This window comes from Streptomyces sp. NPDC093598 (assembly GCF_044764825.1).
Classification (GTDB): domain Bacteria; phylum Actinomycetota; class Actinomycetes; order Streptomycetales; family Streptomycetaceae; genus Streptomyces.
Genome location: NZ_JBIWIV010000013.1, coordinates 201,245 through 223,095 on the forward strand (window position 1 = coordinate 201,245; position 21,851 = coordinate 223,095).

Here is a 21,851-nt window from a genome sequence, read left to right on the forward strand (position 1 = left end):
TCCAGGGGGTTGGGGGGGTGCCGCTAGATCGGGAACCTCCGTTCGTTGCGGTCGATCTTCGCGTCCAGCGCGGCCAGCGGGTCGATGCCGAGCACCTCGCACAGCTGGAGCAGGTACGCGAGCACGTCGGCGACCTCGTCGGTGACGCGGTGCGCGGTGTCCGGGTCGGCCATGACCCGGGCCGATTCCTCCGGCGTCAGCCACTGGAAGATCTCGACCAGTTCGGACGCCTCGACGCTGAGGGCGGCGGCCAGGTTCTTGGGGGTGTGGTACGCCTGCCAGTTCCGCGCGGCGGCGAACTCGGCCAGCCGGCGTTGCAGTGCCGCCACGTCCAGGGGATCAGTCACGGTTCAGGTGTACCACCGTGACCCCTTCCGTCCCGGCGGCCCACGAGGCGTCGCTGACCGTGCCGACGAGCCGGATGTGCCCCCGCTCGCACATCCGGGCCGCCAGCCGCAGCAGTTCCGGCCGCTGCTGTCCGTCCAGGCCCCGGTCGAAGCCGTCGGCGAGGACGGTGAGCGTCTGGAGTGCGGCGGGCACCTCGCCGACCGGGTCGACCTCCAGCACGCCCGGTCCGGTGAGCAGAACCAACGCCAGCGCCACGTAGCGCAGTTCGCCGTCGCCGAGCCGTCGCAGGTCCGTACGGACGCCGTCGCCCCGGTCGAGCGCCGCGCGGATCGTTCCCGTGGCCTCCTCCGCCCGGGCGAGCACATCGGCCACCGGCCCGGCGCAGCCGGCTCGCACCGCCGCCACGAACTGCGCGTGCCGCCGCCCGCACTCGGCGCGGGTGCGCCACAGCACGTCCGCGAGGTTGCCGCAGCCACCCATCAGGCGGCCGGAGCCGGACGCCACGGGTCCGCGCATGCGGGCGGGTTCGGGGTCGCAGGCGAAGGCGGAGCGCAGGGCGACGACCATCTGCTCGGCGGCGGCCAGCACCCTGCGCTGCCCGGGTGTCTTGCCCGCCACGCGCAGCGGCAGCAGGGCGGTGCCGAGCCGGTCGTCCGGGAGCGGGCCGCGGGTCACCGGTGTCGGCCCGGCCGTGTGCCAAGCGGCCTGCACGGCGCGCTTGCCCGGGTCGCGCAGGGCGGTCTCCAGCAGGACCAGCCCGTCGGCCGTCAACCGCTCGCCCACGACGCGCAGTTCGGGCTCGGCCTGCACGGCCACGTCGAGCCGGACCGGCCCGGCGGGGCCGTCGGCCGTGCAGCCGATGCGGAAGCCGCGGCGGCGCTGCGCGTCGGGCCGGGCCCGTTCCGGAACGCAGGCGACGGGGTCGGGGAACGTCTCGCCGAGCTCGGCGCCGGCCCCGAGCCGGGCGAGAGCCTCGTACGCCCGCAGGGCGCTGGTCTTGCCGGAGCCGCTGGGACCGGTGAGGAGGGTGAGGGGCCCGAGCGGGAACGCGGCGCGGCGGTGCGTGGTGAAGGCGGCCAGACGCAGTTCGGTGATACGCGGACGGCCGGGGGAGGCGGGGAGGGCGGGGAGGGTCATGTCCGGACGGTAGGGCTCCGCCGCCAGGACGAACCGTTCCGTCTCCGGAGGCTTCCTACGATCGAGCTACGGTCACCCCCCGGGAAGCCCCGCCCCCTCCATCAGCCCCGTCACCTCGGTCCCCGCCGGCGTCAGCAGGAACACGTTGCGGTCCACCCGGTGCATCCCGCTCGCCAGGCCGAAGACGACGCCCGTGCTGAAGTCGAGGACCCGCTTGGCGACCTCCGTCTCCGCTCCCGTGAGGTCGAGAAGGACGGGGACGCCCGCCATCAGCCGCTCGGCGACGTCTCGGGCGTCGGCGAAGACGTTCACGCGCAGGACGACGAAACGGCGGCGGGTCTGCGTCTCGGCCTCGGGTATGGACCGGTGGCCGACGGCGGACGGCCAGGCGTCCCGGCCCCGCAGCGGCACGACCTGGGCGAGCCCCTCCCACTGTTCGTCGGTGACATCGTGGCTGTTCACCGGCATGCTCCGTCCTGGGTCGCGCTCGCTGTCTGCATCGGGCAATTCTTGCGCAGAGTCACCCGTTCGGCCCAACAGCGACACGCTCCGCGACCTCATTGCACCTCACAACGGCCAGAAGGCGGCTGTGTGACGGGCGTAACTCCCGATGATCAAGCCGTGTGACAGAGGCGTAACGGGCGATTCGTACCGTCGGGGCATGACCACGACCCCCGGAAGCCCGCCGGACACACGGCAGGTGCGCACCGTCTGCTCGTACTGCGGTGTCGGCTGTGGCCTCGTGCTCGATGTGGGGACGGGCCCGGACGGGCGGCGCACGGTGCTGAAGGCGTCCGGTGACAAGGCGCACCCGGCGAACGCGGGGCGGTTGTGCACCAAGGGCGCGACCACGGCCGACCTGCTCGCGGCGCCCGGGCGGCTGACCACCGCGCTGGTGCGGGACGACCGGGGCGAGGAGGCGGTCCCGGCGCCCGTGGCCGGCGCGATCGCCGGGACGGCGGCGCGGCTGCGGTCGATCGTCGACGAGCACGGGCCGGACGCGGTCGCCTTCTACGTCTCCGGGCAGCTGGGCCTGGAGGCGCAGTACCTGGTGAACAAGCTGGCCAAGGGGTTCGTGGGGACGAACCAGATCGAGTCGAACTCGCGGCTGTGCATGGCGAGCGCGGGCACCGGCTACAAGCTGTCGCTGGGCGCGGACGGGCCGCCCGGGTCGTACGAGGACTTCGACCGGGCGGACGCCTTCCTCGTCATCGGGTCGAACATGGCCGACTGCCATCCGATTCTCTTCCTGCGGATGATGGAGCGGGTCAAGGCGGGAGCCGAGCTGATCGTCGTCGATCCCCGGCGGACCGCGACCGCCGCCAAGGCCGATCTGTTCCTCCAGGTCAGGCCGGGGACCGATCTCGCGTTGCTGAACGGCCTGCTGCACCTGCTGCACGAGAACGGGCACACCGACGCGGAGTTCGTCGCGGCCCACACCGAGGGCTGGGAGGCGCTGCCCGGGTTCCTCGCCGACTACCACCCGGCGGCCGTCGCCGAGATCACCGGGATCGCCGAGGACGACCTCCGGGAGGCGGCCCGGATCATCGGCGCGGCGGGCAAGCGGTGGATGAGCTGCTGGACCATGGGCCTGAACCAGTCCACCCACGGCACCTGGAACACCAACGCCCTGGTCAACCTGCACCTGGCGACGGGAGCGATCTGCCGTCCGGGCGCCGGGCCGTTCTCCCTGACCGGGCAGCCCAACGCCATGGGCGGGCGCGAGATGGGCTACATGGGGCCCGGGCTGCCGGGGCAGCGGTCGGTACTCGTCGCGGAGGAGCGGGCCTTCACCGAGGAGGTGTGGGAGCTGCCGCCGGGCACGCTGCGGGCCGACGGGGCAGGGCAGGGCACCGTCGAGATGTTCCGGCGGATGGCCGACGGGGAGATCAAGGCCTGCTGGATCATCTGCACCAACCCGGTCGCCTCGGTCGCCAACCGCCGTACGGTCATCGAGGGCCTGGAGGCCGCCGAGTTCGTCGTCACGCAGGACGTGTTCACGGACACCGAGACGAACGCGTACGCCGATGTCGTCCTGCCCGGCGCGATGTGGACCGAGGCGGAGGGTGTCTTCGTCAACAGCGAGCGCAACCTCACCCTGACCCAGGCCGCCGCGGACCCGCCCGGGGAGGCGATGGCCGACTGGCGGATCATCGCGGAGGTGGCCCGCGCGATGGGGTACGAGAAGGGGTTCTCGTACGACAGCGCAGAGCAGGTCTTCGAGGAGATCCGGCGGTTCCGGAACCCGGGGACGGGATGGGATCTGAGCGGGGTGACGTACGAGCGGCTGCGCCGGACGCCCGTGCAGTGGCCGGCCGCGCGGGAGGACGGCCCGGAGCGCAATCCGATCCGGTACGTGGGGGAAGAGGGGCTGCGCTTTCCGACGGCTTCGGGGCGGGCGGTCTTCTTCGCGCGGCCGCATCTGCCCGCCGCCGAGCTGCCGGACGACGACTATCCGTTCGTGCTGAACACCGGGCGGGTGCAGCACCAGTGGCACACGCTCACCAAGACGGGGAAGGTCGCCAAGCTCACCAAGCTGAATCCCGGGCCGTTCGTGGAGCTCCATCCCCAGGACGCCTCGGCGCTCGGGGTCGCCGACGGTGACCTGGTGGAGGTGGCCTCGCGGCGCGGGCGGGCCGTGCTGCCGGCGGTGGTGACGGACCGGGTGCGGCCGGGGTGCTGTTTCGCGCCGTTCCACTGGAACGACCTGTTCGGGGAGTACCTGAGCATCAACGCGGTGACGAGCGACGCGGTGGACCCGCTGTCGTTCCAGCCGGAGTTCAAGGTGTGCGCGGTGTCGCTGGCGAAGGTGGCGGCGCCCGCACCGGAGGCTCCGGCTCTGACGCCCACGACCGTCACCCCGGGCACCGCGAACCCCTTCGGCCTCGAACCCTCCCCTCCCCCGGTGCTGTCCGCCCAGGAGCGCCGGTACCTCACCGGCTTCCTGGCCGGGCTCGGCTCGGGCGCCCCCGGGGTGCCGGTGCTGCCGCCCGACGCGCCCTTCTCGCCCGAGCACGCGCTGTGGGTGAACGGGGTCCTGGCCGGCATGTACTCACGGGCCGGGGCGGCCGCGTCGCAGGACCGGCCCGGACGGGAGGTCGTCGTGCTGTGGGCCTCGCAGACCGGGAACGCGGAGGAGTTCGCCACCGCCACCGCCGAGCGGCTGACCTCGACCGGCCACCGGACGACCCTGGTCGGCATGGACGACGCCGACGTCGGGACGCTCGCCCGCACGGCGGACCTGCTGTTCATCACCAGCACCTTCGGGGACGGCGACGCGCCCGACAACGGCTCCGGCTTCTGGGACGCGCTCTGCGGCGAGCGGGCCCCGCGGCTGGACGGGGTGCGGTACGCGGTGCTGGCCTTCGGCGACTCCTCGTACGACGACTTCTGCGGGCACGGGCGGCGGCTGGACGCGCGCCTCGACGAGCTGGGCGGGGTGCGGCTGGCGCCGCGTACGGACTGCGAGCCGGACTTCGAGCCGTCCGCCGGGGAGTGGCTCGACCAGGTGCTCTCGGCACTGGGCGGCACGGTTGCCGCCCCTGCCGCCGGGCCCGCGACCAGGGCCAAGCCCGTCACCACCGCCCGCCTCGTCGGCAACCGGCTGCTCAGCCGGGCCGGTGCGGGCAAGGAGGTCCGGCGGTTCACCTTCGACACGAGCGGGACGGACCTGGCGTACGAGGCCGGGGACGCGCTCGGGGTGCGGCCGGTCAACGCGCCCGCCCTCGTGGAGGAGTGGCTGGCGGTGACCGGGGTGGACGCCGGGTCGGCCGTGGCGGTCGACGGTGTCGGGGAGGTGCCGTTCGGGGAGGCGCTGCACCGGCATCTCGACATCACCCGGATCACCCCCGACCTGCTGCGCTTCGTGGCCGAACGCACTCGGGACAAGCACGAGTTGCGCAGGTTGCTGCGGCCCGACAACAAGGACGGGCTGGCGCAGTGGAGCTGGGGCCGGCAGGCCGTGGACGTGCTCGCCGAGTACGCGGTGCGGGCGAGCGCCGAGGAGTGGGCCGGGGTGCTGCGCAAACTCCAGCCGCGGCTGTACTCCATATCGTCCAGCCCGCTGGCCGATCCCCGTCGGGTGGCGCTGACGGTGTCCGTGGTGCGGTACGAGAACCTGCACGGCCGGGCGCGCGGCGGAGTCTGCTCGCCGTTCCTCGCGGACGCCGGACCGGACACGGAGGTACCGGTGTTCGTGCAGCGCTCGCCGCACTTCAGGCCCCCGGCCGACGCCTCGACGCCCATGATCATGGTCGGCCCGGGCACCGGCGTGGCGCCTTTCGTCGGCTTCCTCGAGGAGCGGCGGGCACTGGGCCACCGGGCCCCCAACTGGCTGTTCTTCGGGGAGCAGCACCGGGCGACGGACTTCTACTACGAGGACGAACTGACGGCACTGCGCGACGAGGGCACCCTCACCCGGCTGGACACCGCCTTCTCCCGGGACCAGCGCAACAAGGTGTACGTGCAGGACCGGATGCGCGAGCACGGGCCGGAGCTGTGGCACTGGCTGCGCGACGGGGCCCGCTTCTACGTCTGCGGCGACGCCTCCCGGATGGCGAAGGACGTGGACCGGGCGCTGCGGGACATCGCGATGGCGCACGGCGGGATGGGCGAGGCGGAGGCGGCCGCGTACGTGAAGCAGCTCGCGGCGGACAAGCGGTACGTGCGGGACGTGTACTGACCGAGGGGCCCGCGGTGGCCGCTTACCCGGATCACACCGGAATCTTCACCTCCGTCCGGGTCGCGCTCACCGGCGGGGATTAGCGTCCTTCGGCGTGTACTCGGCAGAAACGACGCTGGTGGTGCCCGGCCCGCGCACGCAGTCGGCGGTGTCGGCGCCGCCGCCTCCCCCGGCCCAGTGGCACCGCGTCCTGACCCTGCTCGCCGACATCGGTCTGCTGATCGGAACGCGTGCGGTGTGGACGTCGGCGGCCGGTCATCGTCCGGCCGTGGCCGCGGTGATCTCGCTGTGCTACGCCTCGATCCTGGTGTGCGGCGTGCTGGCCCTGGTCGTCCGGCGGGCCCGGTCACTGGCCCGGGTGGACCTGTGCGTGCTGGTGACGGGCGTGACGCTCACCCTGTGCGCCTGGATCATGCTCCACAACGGCTCCGACGAGGCCCTCCTCACCACCCAGGCGGCGCGCGAACTGGCCGCGGGGCACCCGGTGTACGGGCAGCCGTGGCCCTGGCTCTTCGGCCACGGCGTGGCCCTCACCCCCACGGTGACCGGCGGCTACGACCTGACCTACGGCTATCCGCCCCTGGCGCCGCTGCTGACGGTGCCCCTGCTGGGGCTGGGCCACGGCGGCACTCCGGCGACGGCGGTGAGCACGGGCGCGCTGATCGCCGGGACGGTCGCGCTGTGGCGGATGCTGCCGGCCCCGTGGCGGTCGGCGGCGACCCTGGTGTGCCTGGGCTTCGGGATGCTGCCGTCGTACGGGCGGCTCGGCTACCCGGCGATCGTGGCGCTGGCGCTGCTGGTGCCGGTGGTGGTGCGCTGGACCAGGACCGGTGCGGGCGGGCGGCTCGGGGCGGCGGGTCTGGCGCGGGCCGGGTGTCTGGGTGCGGCGTGCGCGGCACAGCAACTCCCCTGGTTCCTGGCGCCGTTCCTGCTGGCGGGGATCTACGCGGTGCGGCGCGGCGAGCTGGGCGGGCGGGCGGCGGCGCTGGTGGTGCTGCGGTTCGCCGGGGCCGCGGCCGGGGTGTGGCTGCTGATCAACGCGTACTTCGTCGTGAGCGAGCCGGGGCGCTGGCTGACGGGGATCGCCCTGCCGCTGACGCAGGGGGCGGTGCTGCACGGCCAGGGCGTGGTGGGCATCTCGCTGTATCTGACGGACGGCAGTGACCGGATCGACTGGTACTCCCACGCGAGCCTGCTGCTCCTCGCCGGACTGCTCGCGCTGCTGGTGCTGTTCGTACGGTGGCTGGGCCCGGCCGCGACCGTGCTGCCCTGGTGCGCCTTCTATCTGGCGACCCGGTCGCAGGACGGCTACTACCTGCTGATGACACCGCTGTGGCTGGCGGCGGCGGTGACCGCTCCGGCGTCGGCGTTCGCCGGGGCCTGGCAGCCACGCCCCCGACTGCTGTCCGGGCCGTACCGCCGCCCGGTCCGGATCGCCGCGACGGCCCTGCTGCTCACGCCCGCCCTGGCTTGCGCGGCCGTGGCGGCGACGGGCACACCGCCGCTGCGCATGCGGGTCACGGCGGCCCGGCACCCCACCGCGGCGACCGTCTCCCGCCTCACCGTCCAGGTCGGCAACACCGGCGACACGGCCCTCACCCCGCACTTCACCCTGACCACGGGCCAGGGCATGGACCCCTACTGGCGGGTCGTCCGGGGCCCGCGCACCCTGCCCGCGCACGGCACCGCCCGTTACGAGCTCCGGGCCCCCGGGGGCCGCTTCCACCTGCCCCGGCCGGGTGTCCGGATCCGTCTGCGCGCGTTCACCGCGTCGCCGCAGACCCTGTCGAGCACGGATGTGCAGGAAGCCGTGCGGGGCGGGGCGGGCTGACGCGGACGTCAGGCCGTGGCCCGGGTGAAGCGGAGGGTGGCGGTGACCGTGGTCCGGCCGCGGATCATGCCCAGCTGGTTCCAGCCCATGCCGAACTGCTCGCGGTCCACGGTGAACTCGGTGTCCAGGGTGAGGCCCGCGGCGCCCCGGTCCGTCACGCGCGCGTCCAGGGACAACGGCCTGCTGATGCCGCGCACGGTCAACTGGCCGACCACGTGCACCCGGTCCCCGTCGCGGAGCTCGGCACTGCGGGCCGCGAAGGTGATCTCGGGGTGGTGGTCGGCGTCGAAGAAGTGCTCGGACCTGAGGTGGGTGTCGCGCTTGGCGTGCCCGGTGTCCAGGGAGGCGACGTCGAAGGTCAGGGTGCCGACGGCGGACCCGTCGGGCCGGACCTCGCCCGTGCCGCTGACGGCACCGAACGTGCCCTTCACGGTCACCAGGCCCCACATGGTCCTGTGCCGGATGCCGACGGTCGAGGCGGTCGCGTCGAGCTGCCACTGTCCGGTTTCCACGGCGACGGTCATGAGCGGTCTCCCTGCTTTGTCGTTCAAATTTGGATGACTGGGGAGCACGCTAGCGGCTTATCCAAAATTGAACAACCATCTGCTCCAAATTTGGACGACAGGTAGACTCGACTCCATGGCCGACCCCGAGGAGCACTTCGCCGACCTGCCCGAATGCCCGTCCCTCGCCGATGGCGGGCTGCTGCCCGCGGAGTTGCGCGCCTGGATGCTGCTGCTCGCCGCGACGGGAGCGGTGGAGCAGCGGCTGCGGGCGGTCGTGAAGGAGAAGCTGGACGTCTCGCACGACGAGTTCCTGGTCCTGTGCCTGCTCGCGGAGCAGCCCGAGGGCGGTCTGCGCATGACCCGTGTCGCGGAGCTCCTGGGCCGCCCGAAGACCCGCCTCACCTACCAGATCGCCTGTCTCCAGCACGCAGGCCTCGTCACCCGCAGGTCGGTCTGCGGCGACAAGCGGGGCATCGAGGTCGCCCTCACGGACAAGGCGCGGCAGTTGCTGAAGGAGGCCTCCGCCCCGCTCGCCGCGACGGTCACCGAGTCCCTGGCCCGCTTCATGGGGCCGGACCAGTGCGCGGCGATGCGGGGGCTGGTGCCGGATCTCGCGGAGGAGCCCGGCCCGGAATGAGCCGGTCGGCTTCATCTACACGGTCGTAGAATCCGGGAACACCGGCGCGGTGACGCGCGTTGTACCGGAGACACACGACATCTGAGGAGCACGTTCTTGTCCGCCAGACCGACGGACCCTCCGGGGCACAGTCCCCGACCATCCCGCCACGGCACCAGTGATCGCGGCATACGGCGGGGTGGTGTCGGATGAGTGCCGCCGAGGCCCTGCTGGGCCTGCTCGCCGTGTTGGTGCTGACCGCCGGCACCGGCTACTTCGTCGCCCAGGAGTTCGCCTACGTCTCCGCCGACCGGCTCACCCTCGCCCGTGAGGCCGAGGCCGGGGACCGCGGAGCGGCCCGTGCCCTCAAGGTGCTGGAGCGGCTGTCGTTCATGCTGTCCGGCGCGCAGCTCGGCATCACCGTCACCGGGCTGGTCGTCGGCTTCATCGCCGAGCCGTCGGTGTCCGCGCTGCTCACGCCCGCCCTGTCGGGGCTCGGCCTGCCCGAGGCGGCCGTCGGCGGCATCGCCGTCGTGCTCGCCTTCGCGCTGGCCACGATCGTGCAGATGGTCCTGGGCGAACTCGCCCCGAAGAACCTCGCCATCGCCGTGCCCGAGCGGCTGGCGAAGGCGCTGGCCCCGTCCACGCTGGCGTATCTGAAGGTCGTCGGCCCTGTCGTACGGATCTTCGACAGCGCGGCCGACCGGCTGCTGCGCAAGGCCGGGATCGAGCCCGTCGAGGAGCTGCACCACGGCGCCACGCTGGAGGAGCTGGGTCACCTCATCGGCGAGTCCCACGAGCAGGGCGAGCTGCCCGAGGACACCGCCGCGCTGCTGGACCACGCGCTGGAGTTCTCCGAGCGCGCCCTCGACGAGGTGATGGTGCCGCGCGCCGACGCCGTGTTCGTCCGCAAGGACGCCGGTGCCGAGGAGGCGGTCGGCCTGATCGCCCGGCACGGCCACTCCAACTACCCGGTGCTCGGCGACCACCCGGACGACATCGTGGGCGTGCTGGGCGTGCGCGAGCTGATGGCGCTGCCCGCCGACCGACTGGCCGGCGCGCGGGCCGGTGAGGTGGCCCGGCGGCCGCTGCTGCTGCCGGACACGCTCGCGCTGCCCGACGCGGTAGCGCGGATGCGGGAGCAGGACGACGAGTTCGCGGTCGTCCTCGACGAGCACGGCGGCGTGGCGGGCATCGTCACCTACGAGGACATCGCCGAGGAGTTGGTCGGCGATATCGCCGACGAGTCCGACCAGGTCACCCTGCTCGCCGTCGCGGACGGCGACGGCTGGCTGGTGGACGCCGGCCGCCGGGTGGACGAGGTGGCCGAGGCGACCGGTGTCCGGCTGCCGGAGGACGACGACTACGACACCGTGGCCGGCCTGGTCGTGGACCGGCTCGGCCGCTTCCCGACGGTCGGCGACCGGGTCACGGTCGAGCTGCCCGGGGGCGGCCGGGCCGTGATCGACGTCCGCACACTGGACCGGCACGTGGCCGACCGGGTCCGGATCAGCCCGCTCGTGGAGGCCGTCGAAGCCGAGGAGATGGCGTGAGTTTCCCGATGGCGGTCTTCGTGACCGTGCTGCTGCTGATCGGCAGCGGCTTCTTCGTGGCGGCCGAGTTCGCGCTCGTCGCCGCCAGACGGCACCGCATGGAGAAGGCGGCGGCCGAGGGGCGGCGCGGCGCCGCGGCGGCCCTGGCCGGGATGCGCGAGCTGTCGCTGATGCTGGCCGGTGCCCAGCTGGGCATCACCGTGTGCACGCTGGGTCTGGGATCGGTGTCCAAGCCGGCGATCTCGCACGAACTGGACCCGCTGCTGCACACGCTGGGCCTGCCCAGCGCCGTGAGCTACGGGGTCGCCTTCGCCGTGGCGATGGTCGTGGTGGTGTTCCTGCACATGGTGGTCGGCGAGATGGCGCCCAAGTCCTGGGCGATCGCCCACCCCGAGCGTTCGGCGATGCTGCTGTCGCCGCCCTTCCGGGCGGTCGTGCGGGTCGTGCGGCCGCTGATCCGGCTGCTCAACCGGGTGAGCAACGCCCTGGTACGGCTGTGCCGGGTGGCCCCGCGCGACGAGCTGGCCTCGGTGCACAACCGGGAGCAGCTGACGCACCTGGTGGAGGAGTCGCAGCGACTGGGCCTGATCAGCGCCACCGACTCGGAGCTGCTGACCCGTTCGCTGACCGAGCCGGAGACACCGGTCGCCGCGCTGCGCATCCCGGCCGACGAGATCACCTGGGTCGAGGGCGGCGCGGACGTCGAGGCGCTGCTGCGCTTCGCCGCCGAGCACGACCGCACCCGGCTGCTGGTCCGGGAGAACGGCACCGTCCTCGGCTCGGTGCACGCCCGGGACGCCCTGGTGGCGCGGGCCCGGGGGCGGGCCACGACCGCGCGGGACCTCGCCCGGCCGGTGCCCGAGCTCACCGAGACCGCCACGGTCGCCGAGACGATCGAGGTGCTGCGCCGCCGCCGGTCGTCCCTGGCCGTGGTGCGCGACGGCTCCGGCCGGCTCACCGGCCTGGTCACCCTGGACGACCTGCTGGCCCGTCTGATGCAGCCGGCCGCCGCGGCCTGAGGGGAACGGGGCCCGAACATCCAGCACATCTGCACACCGCGCGCCGGGAGGCGGCGGGGGGCCCGGCCCGCCGGCCAGTCCGTACCCCGGCATGGGAACTTGGCGGCGAAGTGCCCGCTTCGGGAATCGGGGCGCAACACTCACGCGCCCGTCCGGGCGACGGGCTGTGTGAAGGAGTGGGCGAATCCGGTGACCCCCCGGTCACAGCGGTGAAGACGCGTGCGGGAGGGGGCCGCGCCTCGCCGGTGGGCGGTTGGCTCTCCTCTCCGGGGAGTGCTTTGATCCTGCCCACGGCGGAAGCGGCCGGAGCGGGACCCCGGTCCCCGGATTCCGGCTTCCCCCACGCTCACCGCCCCTGCGAGACATTCACGTGAAGGGAAACACCCCCATGAACCTCACCTCTCGGGTCGACACCGCCGAGCTCTCCGACGCCGACCTGGACACCGTCGCCGGCGGCAACGCGGGCGGCGTCGGTGTCTCCGCGGGCCTCGTGGGCGGCCTCTCCGCCGGCCTGGTCGGACCCCTGACCGGCGAGGCCTGCGCCACCGTGCAGGCGGTTCTCTCGCCGGAGGGCGCGGCCGCCGGCGCGAGCGCGGGCGTCCACACGACGTCGCTCTGACGCCATCCGCGCGAAGGGCCCCGGGAAGCGATTCCCGGGGCCCTTCCGTGTGCGTGGCAGCGGGTGCGGGCCCTGGATCGCAAACGTGAGGGATTTGCGAAGCACGTGATGGAAATCTGGACACCCCGGGGGTGGGTAACGCGGTGGGAGGCCGTGACGCAGACTTACTCGGACCCTTCAGATCCCGGCTGCAAAGCGATAGGAAAACGCTGTGATATCCGACTCGACCCGAACTGAAGAACTGCCGATCTACGAGAGCCTCATCCGCGAACGGGGTGACGTCGTCGAGGAGGCCCGTGTGGTGGCCGAGGAGACGCAGCACCAGATGACCCAGGCGCTGAACGGGGTCGCCCCGGCCCCGCAGGAGACCGGCGCGCACTGATCCCCGGAGGCCGTCGGGCCTCCCCCCGAGGAGACGCTCCCCGGGCCCGGGCCGTCACCCGCCGAGCGGGTCGTGGCCCCAGTTCATCAGGGAGTGCCGCCACCGCGTGTCCCGTACGTCCCCGGAGGGCCGCTGGGCCAGGTGGCGGCGGACGTAGCCGACGACCTTGCGCATGTGCCGGTAGTCGTCGTCCGTGAGGTCACCCTTGTCGGCCCGCAGGATCGCCACGATCCGCCGGCCGGAGGCGTGCCCCGTGGACTCGCCCCCGTCCTGGTGCTGCCCGGCGTTCTGCGAGTCGTCGGACGCCAGCCACTTCTCCAGACCGGCCGGTGTCATGTTCACCAGCTCCCGGAAGTCGTTCCAGGTCTCCTCGCGTTCCTCGGTGTCCACGCCGCCTCACTTCTTCTTCTTGAGCGCGGACGGTTTGTGCACCGCGGTCCTGCCGGACTTGTCGCTGCGCACCTCGTACTGCGGGTCGTCCGGCGAGGCGTCGACCGTGCGGCCGGATGCCTCGGTCCGCTCGGTGATCTCCTTCTCCACCTCGCCCTCGGTCCGACTGCCGTGGCTGCTCCAGGTGACCTTGTCGCCCTTCTTCGGCTTCCCGCCCTCACTGCGGCCCTTCGCCATGCCGGTGCTCCCTCACGGAGAACTGTGCTGTCTTCCCAGCGTGCGGGCTCGGCGGTCAGGGCGCAGCTCGACGGGCACCGGACCGGGTGCCGGCAGCGTCGTCGAAGGCCCACGCCATCCCGGGTTCCGTCACACAGCGGACGACGCGCCGTACGGACGGCGTGCACAGCGCGGTGACGACCACGGCCGCGACCGGGGTGGCGGCGATCACGCCGGCGGGTCCGCGCACCCAGGCCGGCTCGTACCAGCCCCGCGAGGAAGCAGCCGGCCAGGACGAGGGAGCAGCCGAAGGTCGCCAGGGTCATCACGGGCCCGTACCAGAGGGGGACGCTCAGTTCCCGGGCGCTGTCGGTGTGGAAGAACCAGGCGTAGTCCATCCGTGGGACCGCCCGGTACGCCACCCCCAGGTCGCGGACGGCCACCGGCAGGGCGAGGGCCCGTACCCCGCGCCGTCGCACCAGCCGGAAGTGCTCCGGCCGCAGCAGCAGGCCGAGCACGAAGTACGGCAGGAACTGCAGGGTGCGCTGCAGGTCGAGGTCATCCCGGCCTGCCGGCGCCGAGGTGACCTCCCGTCCTCAACTCTCGTTCCACACCAGCACGGTCAGCACGGCGCTCGCGACGGTGACCGGGACGGCGGCCTGGTTCAGCAGCCGCACCCGCATGCTCCGGCCCGACGCGAGACGCTTCGTCAGGGGCAGGACCACGAAGGTGCCGCCGCCCGTCCCGGCGATCTCGTGGATCGGGTGGTCGACATGGAGCTGGTCGCCCTGGTACTCCGACATGCGCGCCTGGACGACCGCGCCCGCCGGCAGACCGTCGAGGTGGAGGCTGAGGGTTCCGCTGAAGCGGGCCGGGCCACGGGCGAAGACGCTTCCGCCGCGGGCGTGGTCGCCGGTCTCGTCGGTCCACTCCTCGGTGAACTCGACCGAGTCCCAGGCACCGGGCGCGAGTTGATACCCCGCGGCGGCACCGAGGTTGACGTACTGGGGCATGGGGTCCTCTCCTTCCCACCGGCCCGCCGGGAGGGCCAGGGCGTCGGCGACGTCACGGCGGAAGCCGGCCATGTCGAAACCGCGCGGGTCGACCTTCCAGTCGCTCCATTCCAGATGGCCGATGGCGCTCTTGGCGCCCCAGCCGTGCGCGCGGCAGACCGCGGTGGTGGCCTTGACCATCGCGAGGTACTGGGCGGGCGGCCACGGGTCCTTGCCGTCGCCCTTGTTCTCGCACTCCCAGCCGTAGAACCGGGCGTTGCCGTCGACCGCGCCGGCCGAGCCGTCGTGCTCGTGCGTCGGGGGCGGATACGTGCCGTACGACTCGCCGATGACGGCGTTGAGCACGTCGCCGTCACCGCCGCCGGCGTGGTTGGCCCGGCCGTTTCCGGTGAGGTGGACGACACCGTCCTTGGTGATGCATCCGGCGGCGAGCGGACCGGGCAGGGTGCTGTGGCCGTGGTAGATCAGGCTGACGACGTCCGTGCCGGGCCCGGTGACGGTGTGGTGGATCATCACGCCGTGCACGGGTCCCCAAGGGCCCTTGTGATTGCGGTTGTTGGTGCGCCATCCGCTGACCTCGTGAACGGCGCAGCCCTCGGCCTGCAACGCGGCGACGAGCCGGGTGGCGGTGAGCGGGGTGGCCATGAGTCAGTCCTCCGTTCCGGCGCGTTGGTGCCGGTCTGAAGACGGTCCGATCACCTCTGGGGAGCGTGTCGGTTCTCGGAGCCTGCTGCCAGGCACTCATCATTCTCCCGCCGCCCGCCCCGTCGCTCACCTCGCCGTACGGCACGTCCGCGAAATCGGCGCGATTACGACGCCTGCCGGTCCGGGGCGGGCGGGGCGACTCCCAGGTGGCAGCCGGTCCGCAGCGCGTCGTAGCCGACGGACTCGCACATATGCACGCCGGGTCACAGCGGCTGAGGTGTGCCGGCGCACCGGTGCACTCCCACCACTCGCACATCAGCGGCTGCTCGGCGGCCCAGGAGGAGATCCGCGGGAGCCGGATCCTGGCTCCGGTCGACGACGACCGGATCTCGGCCCGTCCGCGGACCGACGCGGTGCGGTCAGGCCGGGTCCGTGGCGGGTTCGGCGCGGTAGGGGTCCAGGGCGGCGGCGCGCTCGTGGTACGGGACGCGGGAGAGCCGGGACACCATCGTCCACATGTCGCGTTCCGCGGCGAGGGTCTGCGGGAGGGCGAGGCCGAGGGATGCCGCGAGGGGTTTCCGGCCGGTGTTGACCAGGGCACGGACGGCGGCTGCCCACTCGTCGGTCGCGGTGACCGCAGACCGGTACCAGACCGGCACGAGCGCGGTGAGGACGACGAGGGTGCTCAGCAGGGCGAGGCGGTCCGGCCGGCCGGCCGCCGCCAGGGTGAGAGCCGCCGCCAGGGCGACGGCGACGTGGCCGGACAGCAGGGCCACGAAGAAGTCGACGCTGGCGCGGGCGAGTTCGGTCTGGCGGCGGATCTGGTCCGGGACGCAGCCGGTGAGTTCGTTCCACAGCAGCTGGGTGTCGAGGCGGTAGCGGTCCCAGCCGTACTCCTCGAAGCGGCGGATGGCGTTCCCGAGCCGGGTCGGGGCGATCTGATCGTCGGCGATCGGGAACCGGGAGAAACGCTCACGCAGCAGCCCGCGTTGGACAGCGCTGCGCCGCCGGTCCCGCCCGGCGGCCCGGGCGAGCCTCGGGTCGGCCAGCAGCCGGGCGAGTTCCCGCGCGTCCTCGGGCGACAGCGGCCCCTGCTCGGCCTCGCGGCGCTCCAGGCGGAGCACGGTCAGCCGGTCCGCGAGGAACGACCTGCTCCGGCGACTGCGCCGGCAGCCCGCTTCGAAGGCCCGGGCCGGCCACAGCAGGTATCCCTCCAGGAGCCGGTAGAGCGCGTTCTGGCAGGCGTTGGCGACCAGGCCGAGCAGCAGCGCCCCGGTGAGCAGGGTGAGGCCGGTGCCGAGTCCGCCCGCGCCGCGCAGCCGTTCGAGCGGGCCCGGGCCGCGAAGGCTCGGGGCGACGGTGAGCAGGAAGACGGCCAGGTTCAGCGCGGTGGGCAGGATCCAGCCCACAAGCAACGTCCAGGCCCCGCCCAGCACGCCCTTGGCGATGTCACCCATCGGCCGGATCGGGCCATTCGTCGTCGTCGGAACCGGTGCTGGGGCCGGGCGGGGTGTGACCGGCCGGGGTTTCGTACCCGCGGGGGCGCGCCAGCCCGCCGGGCCTGGCCCGCATATCCGATTCCACGGCAGGACGCGGGGTGCGCAGGCGGGTCTCCACCCGGTCGAGCGACCGGGCCAGATCGGTGCCGGAGGCCGGCAGCGACCGGACCGGTCCCGCCGCCGCGAGACGTGCACGGAGCCGGGCGACGAGGTCGAGCGTGACGCGACCGGTTCGGGAGATCTCCTCCACGGCCGCGTCGCACTCGTCCCGGAGTCCGATGATCTCGTCCGTGCTCCGCAGGCGCGCGAGATCGGACCGCATTTCCCGGAGGAGGGCGAGGAGTTCGCCGGCATCCTCGTCCGCGGGCGGAGCGGGCACCTGACCCGACCTGCCGTCCCCGACCGTGAAGTGCTGGTCCGGCCCACTGGTACGGCCCAGGGATGTGCTCTCCGGCCGCTCCCCCTCTGCTGCCATCAACTCTCCTCACACTGCTGCCTCGTTCGGCCGACCGACTGATCCAACCGCACGCCGGGAGGGCGGGGCAATCCGGCACCGTGCGCTTGCGCGGCAAATCCTCGTCGTCACCCGCCACCCGGCCCGGCGAAGGTCTCCTCGGCCTCGGCGGGCAGGGCGTCGCGCTCGTCGGCGGCGGGCGGCGGAGCGTCCACCGCCCAGATGCGGCTGCTCAGGTCGGAGCCGCGCACGACCTGGACGCGCCAGGGGTCGATGCGCAGCAGGTGGTAGTCGGGACTGTCGGGTCCGGCGCTCCAGTAGAGGTGCGGGTCGTAACCGACTCCCGGGGGGCTGTTGCGACGGTACAGCTCCCAGGCGCGCGACTTGGTGTCCCGGTCGTGCACCCAGGCGGAGACGCTGTCGACGAACACCGCGTCCTGGCGGGGGTGCCAGTAGGCGTAGGTCGTATGGGGGTTGTGCGCCAGGTGGGCGGCCTTGACCGGGGTGCGGAAGACCGCAAGCCACCCGACGGGGCGTCCGTCGACGGTCTCCCAGACGGGCTGGACGACTCGGGCCCGGGGGCGGCGGTGCCGGTCGACGGTGACCATCGTGCAGTAGACGGTCTGCTGGACGTACTCGACGAAGGCGGCCTCGATCTCGGAGAACGAACGCACCTGTGCAGCGCCCATGGCGATACCTCGGATTCACGTACGAGGGGGACATAAGGGGGAAAGGGGCGGGCCGCCCGGCCGCTCGACGGGGAGCGGCCGGGCGGCCGGTGGTGTCCGATCGGCGGACCTCACGGATCAGGGGGCGGGCGGAAAGTGCCCTTCCTCGACGAAGAACTCCACGTAACGGGCGAAGAGTTCACGCGTCAGCGGCGGGCAGGCGATGTCCGTGCCGGTCAGCGCCGCCTCGGTCTCGGCCGTGTCGATCGGCGGGTAGAAGCCGTCGGTGTCGGACGTCATCATCTCGAAGGCGTGCAGCAGCGGCAGCAGGGCGTTGTCCCGGTCGGACCGCACCGCGGCGATCCATCGCTCCCGGTCCGTCTCGTCGAGCCGGTACCCGAGTTCGCGCAGGTACGACACGCAGTCGGCGAGGCTCAGCGAACTCCGGTTGAACAGGTGGAAGGTGCCGCCGGCCGGCTCGCGCTGGGAGATCCCGACGATGGCGGCGCTGACGTAGTCGACGGGCAGCAGATGGAAGCGGCCGCCCACGCCGGCCGGCGCGGCCTGCGCCTGGAGGAGGCCCTTGAGGCTGAGCCAGACGAAGTCGCGGGTCTGGCAGGCCCCGTTGCGGGTGTCGCCCGAGATGACGTCGACGCGGTGCACGGACACCGGCAGGCCCCGCTCGCGGGCGAGGCCGACGAGCTGTTCGGCGACCCACTTGGACTGGAGGTAGCCGCTGGGCAGTGCCTCTGCGGGGCCCGTCGGGTCGGTGACCTTCAGGGGGACGCCGGGCGTGAGCGGGCCGTTGAAGACACCGACGGTGGAGATGTAGTGCACCGGGACCGTGCGGTGGCGGGCCGCCAGGCGGAGGATCTCCCGGGTGCCGTGGACGTTGGCCGCGCGCAGTGCCTCGTAGGGGTGGAGCCAGTGCACGGTGGCGCCGGCGTGGTAGACGGCGTCCACGGTCCGGGCGAGGCCGTCGAACTCCTCCTCGCTCAGGCCGAGTCGCTCATCGGCCAGGTCCCCGGCGCACACCCGCAGCCGGCTCTCGTCGACCTCGTCCCACACGCGGTACCAGGTCAGGCTGGAGCGCAGCCGCTCGTACGCCGCCGCGTCGTCGGCGCCGCGCACCAGGCAGTGCAGGCGGGCGGTCGTGGTGCGCATCAGGTCGCGCACCAGGAACGCGCCGAGGAACCCGCTCGCGCCGGTGATCAGGATGTCGGCAGGGTCGGTGACGGTGTGGACGACCTGGCCGGCCGGGCGGATGTCGGCGGGCAGGTCGAGGTCGGCGGCGTAGTCCACGGCCGGGCCCGGTCCGGTTGCGTCCTGGGGCGCGAGGAGTTCGGTGCGCAGGTGTGCCGCCAGGGCCCGGGGCGTCGGATGGTCGAAGACCAGGGTGGCGGGCAGCCGCAGGCCGGTGCGCGTGACGAGCCGGTTGCGCAGTTCGACCGAGGTGAGGGAGTCGAAACCGCTGCTCTGCAGGGGGCGTTCGGGGTCGACGGCGCCGGTGCGGCCGAGCACCCGGGCGATCTCGGCCGACACGGCGTCGAGGACGAGCGTGTGCTGTGCGGACTCGTCGAGTCCGGCGAGCCGGTCGGCGAGCGCGGGCCCGGCGTCGGCCGCTCCGTGCGCCGTGGCGCGGACCGGCACGCGCACCAGGGACCTCAGCAGCACCGGAACCTGCGGCTGGCTGCGCAGCACCGGCAGGTCGAGCGGGGTGGCCACGAGGTACGGGCGGCCGGTGTCCAGGGCCAGGTCGAACAGGGCCGTGCCGAGCTCCTGGGGGACGGTGCGGAAGCCGCTGCGGGCGATCCGCTTCAGGTCCGTCTCGGTCAGACCGCCCGTCAGCCCGGTCGCCTGCTCCCACAGGCCCCAGGCGATGGACGTGGCGGGCAGCCCCGACGCGGCGCGGTGCTGGGCGAGGGCGTCCAGGTGGGCGTTGGCCGCGGCGTACGTGGACTGGCCGGGGCCTCCGACGGCGGCGGCCACGGACGAGAAGAGCACGAACGCCGCCAGGCCGGCGTCCCGGGTCAGCTCGTGCAGGTTCCAGGCCGCGTCGGCCTTGGGCCGCAGCACGGCGTCGAGCCGCTGCGGCGTCTGCGAGGCGATGACGCCGTCGTCGAGGACGCCCGCGGTGTGGACGACGCCGCGCAGCGGGTGCGCGTCCGGCACCGAGGCCAGGAGGTGCGCGAGGGCGGTGCGGTCGGAGACGTCCGCGGCGGCCACGGTCACGGACGCGCCCAGCGCCCCCAGTTCGGAGCTCAGCTCCGCGGCGCCCGGGGCGTCCGGGCCGCGCCTGCTGACCAGCAGCAGGTGGCGCACGCCGTGGTCCGTGACCAGGTGGCGGGCGAAATGGGCGCCAAGGGATCCCGTACCGCCGGTGACGAGGACGGTGCCGTCGGGGTCCCACACCGTGCGGGGTCCGTCGGCCGCGGGCTCGGGCACCGGGGTGCGCAGCAGGCGCGGTACGTGGATCCGGGAAGCGCCGCCCGGGGCGGTCGCCCCGCGGATGGCGGCCTGCGGTTCACCGGCGGCGACCACGGCGGACAGCGCGTCCGGGCCGGGTTCGCCGTCCGCGTCCACCAGGACGATCCGCCCCGGCGTCTCCGACTGCGCCGAGCGCAGCAGGCCCCAGGCGGCCGCGGCGGCGGGGTCGGTGACGTCCTCGTCGCCGGAGACGGCGACGGCGCCACGGGTCACGACGACCAGCGGCGTCGCGGCCAAGGCCTCCTCGGCGAGCCACTGCCGCGCCCAGGACAGGGCCCGGCCCACGGTGTCCCTGACGGCGTCCTCCGCGGTGCGCCCCGCGGAGGTGGTCAGGTCCAGGCGTACGGCCCCGACGCGTTCGCCTTCCACGGCGGTGATGACGGCGGGCAGGTCCGGGTGCGCGGTGGCGCCGAGTGTGAGCCAGTTCAGGGAGGCGGTGGGCAGGGGCCGGGCGATCCACTCCACGTGGTGGAGCGCGTCGCGGTGCCGGGAGCGGGCGGCCCGCAGCGCTTCGGCGCGGACGGGGCCGACGGTCACGGCGTCGGCCACCGCGACCACCTGTCCGGCCGGGTCGGTGAGGCGCACGGCGTAGGTGTCGTCGGCGCCGGGGAGCGGGGCGAGGTGCACGCGCAGGGTGTCCGCGCCGACGGCGTGCAGCCGCAGACCGCGCCACCGGGTGGCGGTGGACGGCAGGCCGGGCAGTCCGGCGGCGTACAGCAGCTGGAGGGCGGCCTCCAGCAGGGCCGGGTGCAGCCCGAACCCGTCGGCGCTCGGGTCGGTGTCGGAGGCCAGGGCGACCTCGGCGAACAGCTCGCGGTCGCGGCGCCACATCCGGGTGAGCCCTCGGTACGCGGGCCCGTAGTGCACACCGGCGGCGGTGAAGCGCTCGTACAACTCGCCCGTTGCGGCCGGGGATTCACCGCCGTCCATATCGGGGCCCGTGAGCGGCTCGGCGCCGGCCGGTGGCCATGGCGTGGCCGGCCCGGTGTCCGCCGGCGGGACGAGCGGTGTGTCGCTGAGCAGTCCGTGGGCGTGCCGTGTCCAGGACGCGTCGGCCTGGTCGGGCCGGGCGTGGACGGTGAGGACGCGCCGGCCGGCGGTGTCCGGTTCGCCGACGCGGACCTGGAGGTGCAGGGCCCCCTCGCGGGGCAGCACCAGCGGCGCGTCGACGACGAGTTCGTCCACGGCCGTGCAGCCCGTCTCGTCTCCGGCCCGGACGGCCAGTTCGGCGAGGACCGTGCCGGGCACGACGGTCTCCCCGGCGACGGTGTGGGCGGCGAGAAGGTGGTTCGTGCGGGCCGACAGGCGGGCCGTGAACAGCGCCTCGTCGCGGTCGCCGGGGAACAGCGCGGCGCCGATGAGGGGGTGATCGGTGCTGTCCAGGCCGAAGCCCCCGGCGTCACGGCGTCCGGCCGCGAGCGCGTCGGCCCAGTACCGCTGGTGACGGAAGGCGTAGGTGGGCAGCGGGACCCGGCGGGCTCCGGTGCCGGTGAAGAACGCCTCCCAGTCGACGGGCACGCCCCGGGCGTGCAGCGTGCCGAGGCCGTCGGCCAGCGCTGACGACTCGGGCCGGCCGGGGCGCTGGAGTGCCTGGACGGTGACGTCGTCCCTGTCCGCGAGGACGGTTCGGGCGAGGGCGGTGAGGACGCCGCCGGGGCCGATCTCGACGACGGTCCGCGCCCCCTGGTCGTACAGGGTGGTGACGGCGTCGGCGTAGCGGACCGCCTCACGCACCTGCGTCACCCAGTAGTCCGCCGACCGCAGGTCCTCCCCCTGGGCCAACCGGC

At 73.6% G+C, this 21,851-nt stretch carries 18 protein-coding genes and 1 pseudogene; 7 read left to right on the forward strand and 12 right to left on the reverse strand.

Going from position 1 to position 21,851, the window contains the following annotated elements:
* Positions 1 to 23: 23 nt before the first annotated feature.
* The 3 genes from ACIRDU_RS30040 to ACIRDU_RS30050 form a co-directional block, all read right to left on the reverse strand.
* Positions 24 to 347, reverse strand: coding sequence for a nucleotide pyrophosphohydrolase (locus ACIRDU_RS30040; RefSeq protein WP_403585133.1), 324 nt, complete (start codon positions 345 to 347; stop codon positions 24 to 26).
* Positions 340 to 1,485 (reverse strand): AAA family ATPase, encoded by a 1,146-nt coding sequence (locus ACIRDU_RS30045; protein ID WP_403585136.1) that lies wholly within the window; start codon positions 1,483 to 1,485, stop codon positions 340 to 342. Before ACIRDU_RS30045 ends, ACIRDU_RS30040 begins: the two co-directional genes overlap by 8 nt.
* 72 nt (positions 1,486 to 1,557) lie before the next feature.
* Positions 1,558 to 1,953 (reverse strand): cell division protein SepF, encoded by a 396-nt coding sequence (locus ACIRDU_RS30050; RefSeq protein WP_403585139.1) that lies wholly within the window; start codon positions 1,951 to 1,953, stop codon positions 1,558 to 1,560.
* Positions 1,954 to 2,146: 193 nt separating this feature from the next.
* On the opposite strand from ACIRDU_RS30050, the gene ACIRDU_RS30055 reads away from it, so the two are divergent.
* Positions 2,147 to 6,166 (forward strand): molybdopterin-dependent oxidoreductase, encoded by a 4,020-nt coding sequence (locus tag ACIRDU_RS30055; protein ID WP_403585141.1) that lies wholly within the window; start codon positions 2,147 to 2,149, stop codon positions 6,164 to 6,166.
* Positions 6,167 to 6,314: 148 nt separating this feature from the next.
* Positions 6,315 to 7,997, forward strand: coding sequence for a hypothetical protein (locus ACIRDU_RS30060; RefSeq protein WP_403585197.1), 1,683 nt, complete (start codon positions 6,315 to 6,317; stop codon positions 7,995 to 7,997).
* A gap of 8 nt (positions 7,998 to 8,005) precedes the next feature.
* On the opposite strand, the gene ACIRDU_RS30065 is transcribed toward ACIRDU_RS30060, so the two are convergent.
* Entirely contained in the window at positions 8,006 to 8,521 is a 516-nt protein-coding gene (locus tag ACIRDU_RS30065) for a YceI family protein (RefSeq protein WP_403585144.1), read from the reverse strand.
* Positions 8,522 to 8,636: 115 nt separating this feature from the next.
* Here ACIRDU_RS30065 and ACIRDU_RS30070 point away from each other — a divergent pair, with 115 nt between their 5' ends.
* The 5 genes from ACIRDU_RS30070 to ACIRDU_RS30090 all read left to right on the forward strand — a co-directional run bounded on the left by ACIRDU_RS30070 (position 8,637) and on the right by ACIRDU_RS30090 (position 12,692).
* Positions 8,637 to 9,140 (forward strand): MarR family winged helix-turn-helix transcriptional regulator, encoded by a 504-nt coding sequence (locus ACIRDU_RS30070; RefSeq protein WP_403585147.1) that lies wholly within the window; start codon positions 8,637 to 8,639, stop codon positions 9,138 to 9,140.
* A gap of 188 nt (positions 9,141 to 9,328) precedes the next feature.
* Positions 9,329 to 10,672 carry a hemolysin family protein gene (locus tag ACIRDU_RS30075; RefSeq protein WP_403585150.1) on the forward strand — a complete coding sequence of 448 codons (1,344 nt, stop codon included), beginning with the start codon at positions 9,329 to 9,331 and terminating at the stop codon, positions 10,670 to 10,672.
* Positions 10,669 to 11,691 (forward strand): CNNM domain-containing protein, encoded by a 1,023-nt coding sequence (locus tag ACIRDU_RS30080; protein WP_403585153.1) that lies wholly within the window; start codon positions 10,669 to 10,671, stop codon positions 11,689 to 11,691. Before ACIRDU_RS30075 ends, ACIRDU_RS30080 begins: the two co-directional genes overlap by 4 nt.
* Before the next feature lie 388 nt (positions 11,692 to 12,079).
* The gene (locus ACIRDU_RS30085; RefSeq protein WP_403585155.1) at positions 12,080 to 12,310 is read left to right on the forward strand and encodes a hypothetical protein; all 231 of its coding nucleotides are present in this window, start codon (positions 12,080 to 12,082) and stop codon (positions 12,308 to 12,310) included.
* 211 nt (positions 12,311 to 12,521) lie between these two features.
* Positions 12,522 to 12,692 (forward strand): hypothetical protein, encoded by a 171-nt coding sequence (locus ACIRDU_RS30090; RefSeq protein WP_403585158.1) that lies wholly within the window; start codon positions 12,522 to 12,524, stop codon positions 12,690 to 12,692.
* Between the two features lie 54 nt (positions 12,693 to 12,746).
* Here the strand turns inward: ACIRDU_RS30090 and ACIRDU_RS30095 are convergent, their stop codons facing one another.
* The 8 genes and pseudogenes from ACIRDU_RS30095 to ACIRDU_RS30130 all read right to left on the reverse strand — a co-directional run.
* Positions 12,747 to 13,082 (reverse strand): DUF3140 domain-containing protein, encoded by a 336-nt coding sequence (locus tag ACIRDU_RS30095; protein WP_403585161.1) that lies wholly within the window; start codon positions 13,080 to 13,082, stop codon positions 12,747 to 12,749.
* Positions 13,083 to 13,088: 6 nt separating this feature from the next.
* The gene (locus ACIRDU_RS30100) at positions 13,089 to 13,319 is read right to left on the reverse strand and encodes a DUF2945 domain-containing protein (RefSeq protein ID WP_184850918.1); all 231 of its coding nucleotides are present in this window, start codon (positions 13,317 to 13,319) and stop codon (positions 13,089 to 13,091) included.
* A gap of 55 nt (positions 13,320 to 13,374) precedes the next feature.
* Positions 13,375 to 13,882: pseudogene (locus ACIRDU_RS30105) on the reverse strand (hypothetical protein); the annotation flags it as partial.
* Positions 13,883 to 13,894: 12 nt separating this feature from the next.
* On the reverse strand, positions 13,895 to 14,956 hold the full coding sequence (locus ACIRDU_RS30110; RefSeq protein WP_403585164.1) for an N-acetylmuramoyl-L-alanine amidase: 1,062 nt from the start codon (positions 14,954 to 14,956) through the stop codon (positions 13,895 to 13,897).
* 419 nt (positions 14,957 to 15,375) lie between these two features.
* Positions 15,376 to 16,413 carry a hypothetical protein gene (locus ACIRDU_RS30115; protein WP_403585166.1) on the reverse strand — a complete coding sequence of 346 codons (1,038 nt, stop codon included), beginning with the start codon at positions 16,411 to 16,413 and terminating at the stop codon, positions 15,376 to 15,378.
* On the reverse strand, positions 16,406 to 16,930 hold the full coding sequence (locus ACIRDU_RS30120) for a hypothetical protein (protein ID WP_403585168.1): 525 nt from the start codon (positions 16,928 to 16,930) through the stop codon (positions 16,406 to 16,408). Before ACIRDU_RS30120 ends, ACIRDU_RS30115 begins: the two co-directional genes overlap by 8 nt.
* A gap of 107 nt (positions 16,931 to 17,037) precedes the next feature.
* Positions 17,038 to 17,598: a pyridoxamine 5'-phosphate oxidase family protein gene (locus tag ACIRDU_RS30125; protein ID WP_403585171.1), complete on the reverse strand. Its 561-nt coding sequence runs from the start codon at positions 17,596 to 17,598 to the stop codon at positions 17,038 to 17,040.
* A 117-nt stretch (positions 17,599 to 17,715) separates the two neighbouring features.
* On the reverse strand, positions 17,716 to 21,851 hold a 4,136-nt coding region (locus ACIRDU_RS30130; protein ID WP_403585173.1), incomplete at its 5' end, for a thioester reductase domain-containing protein.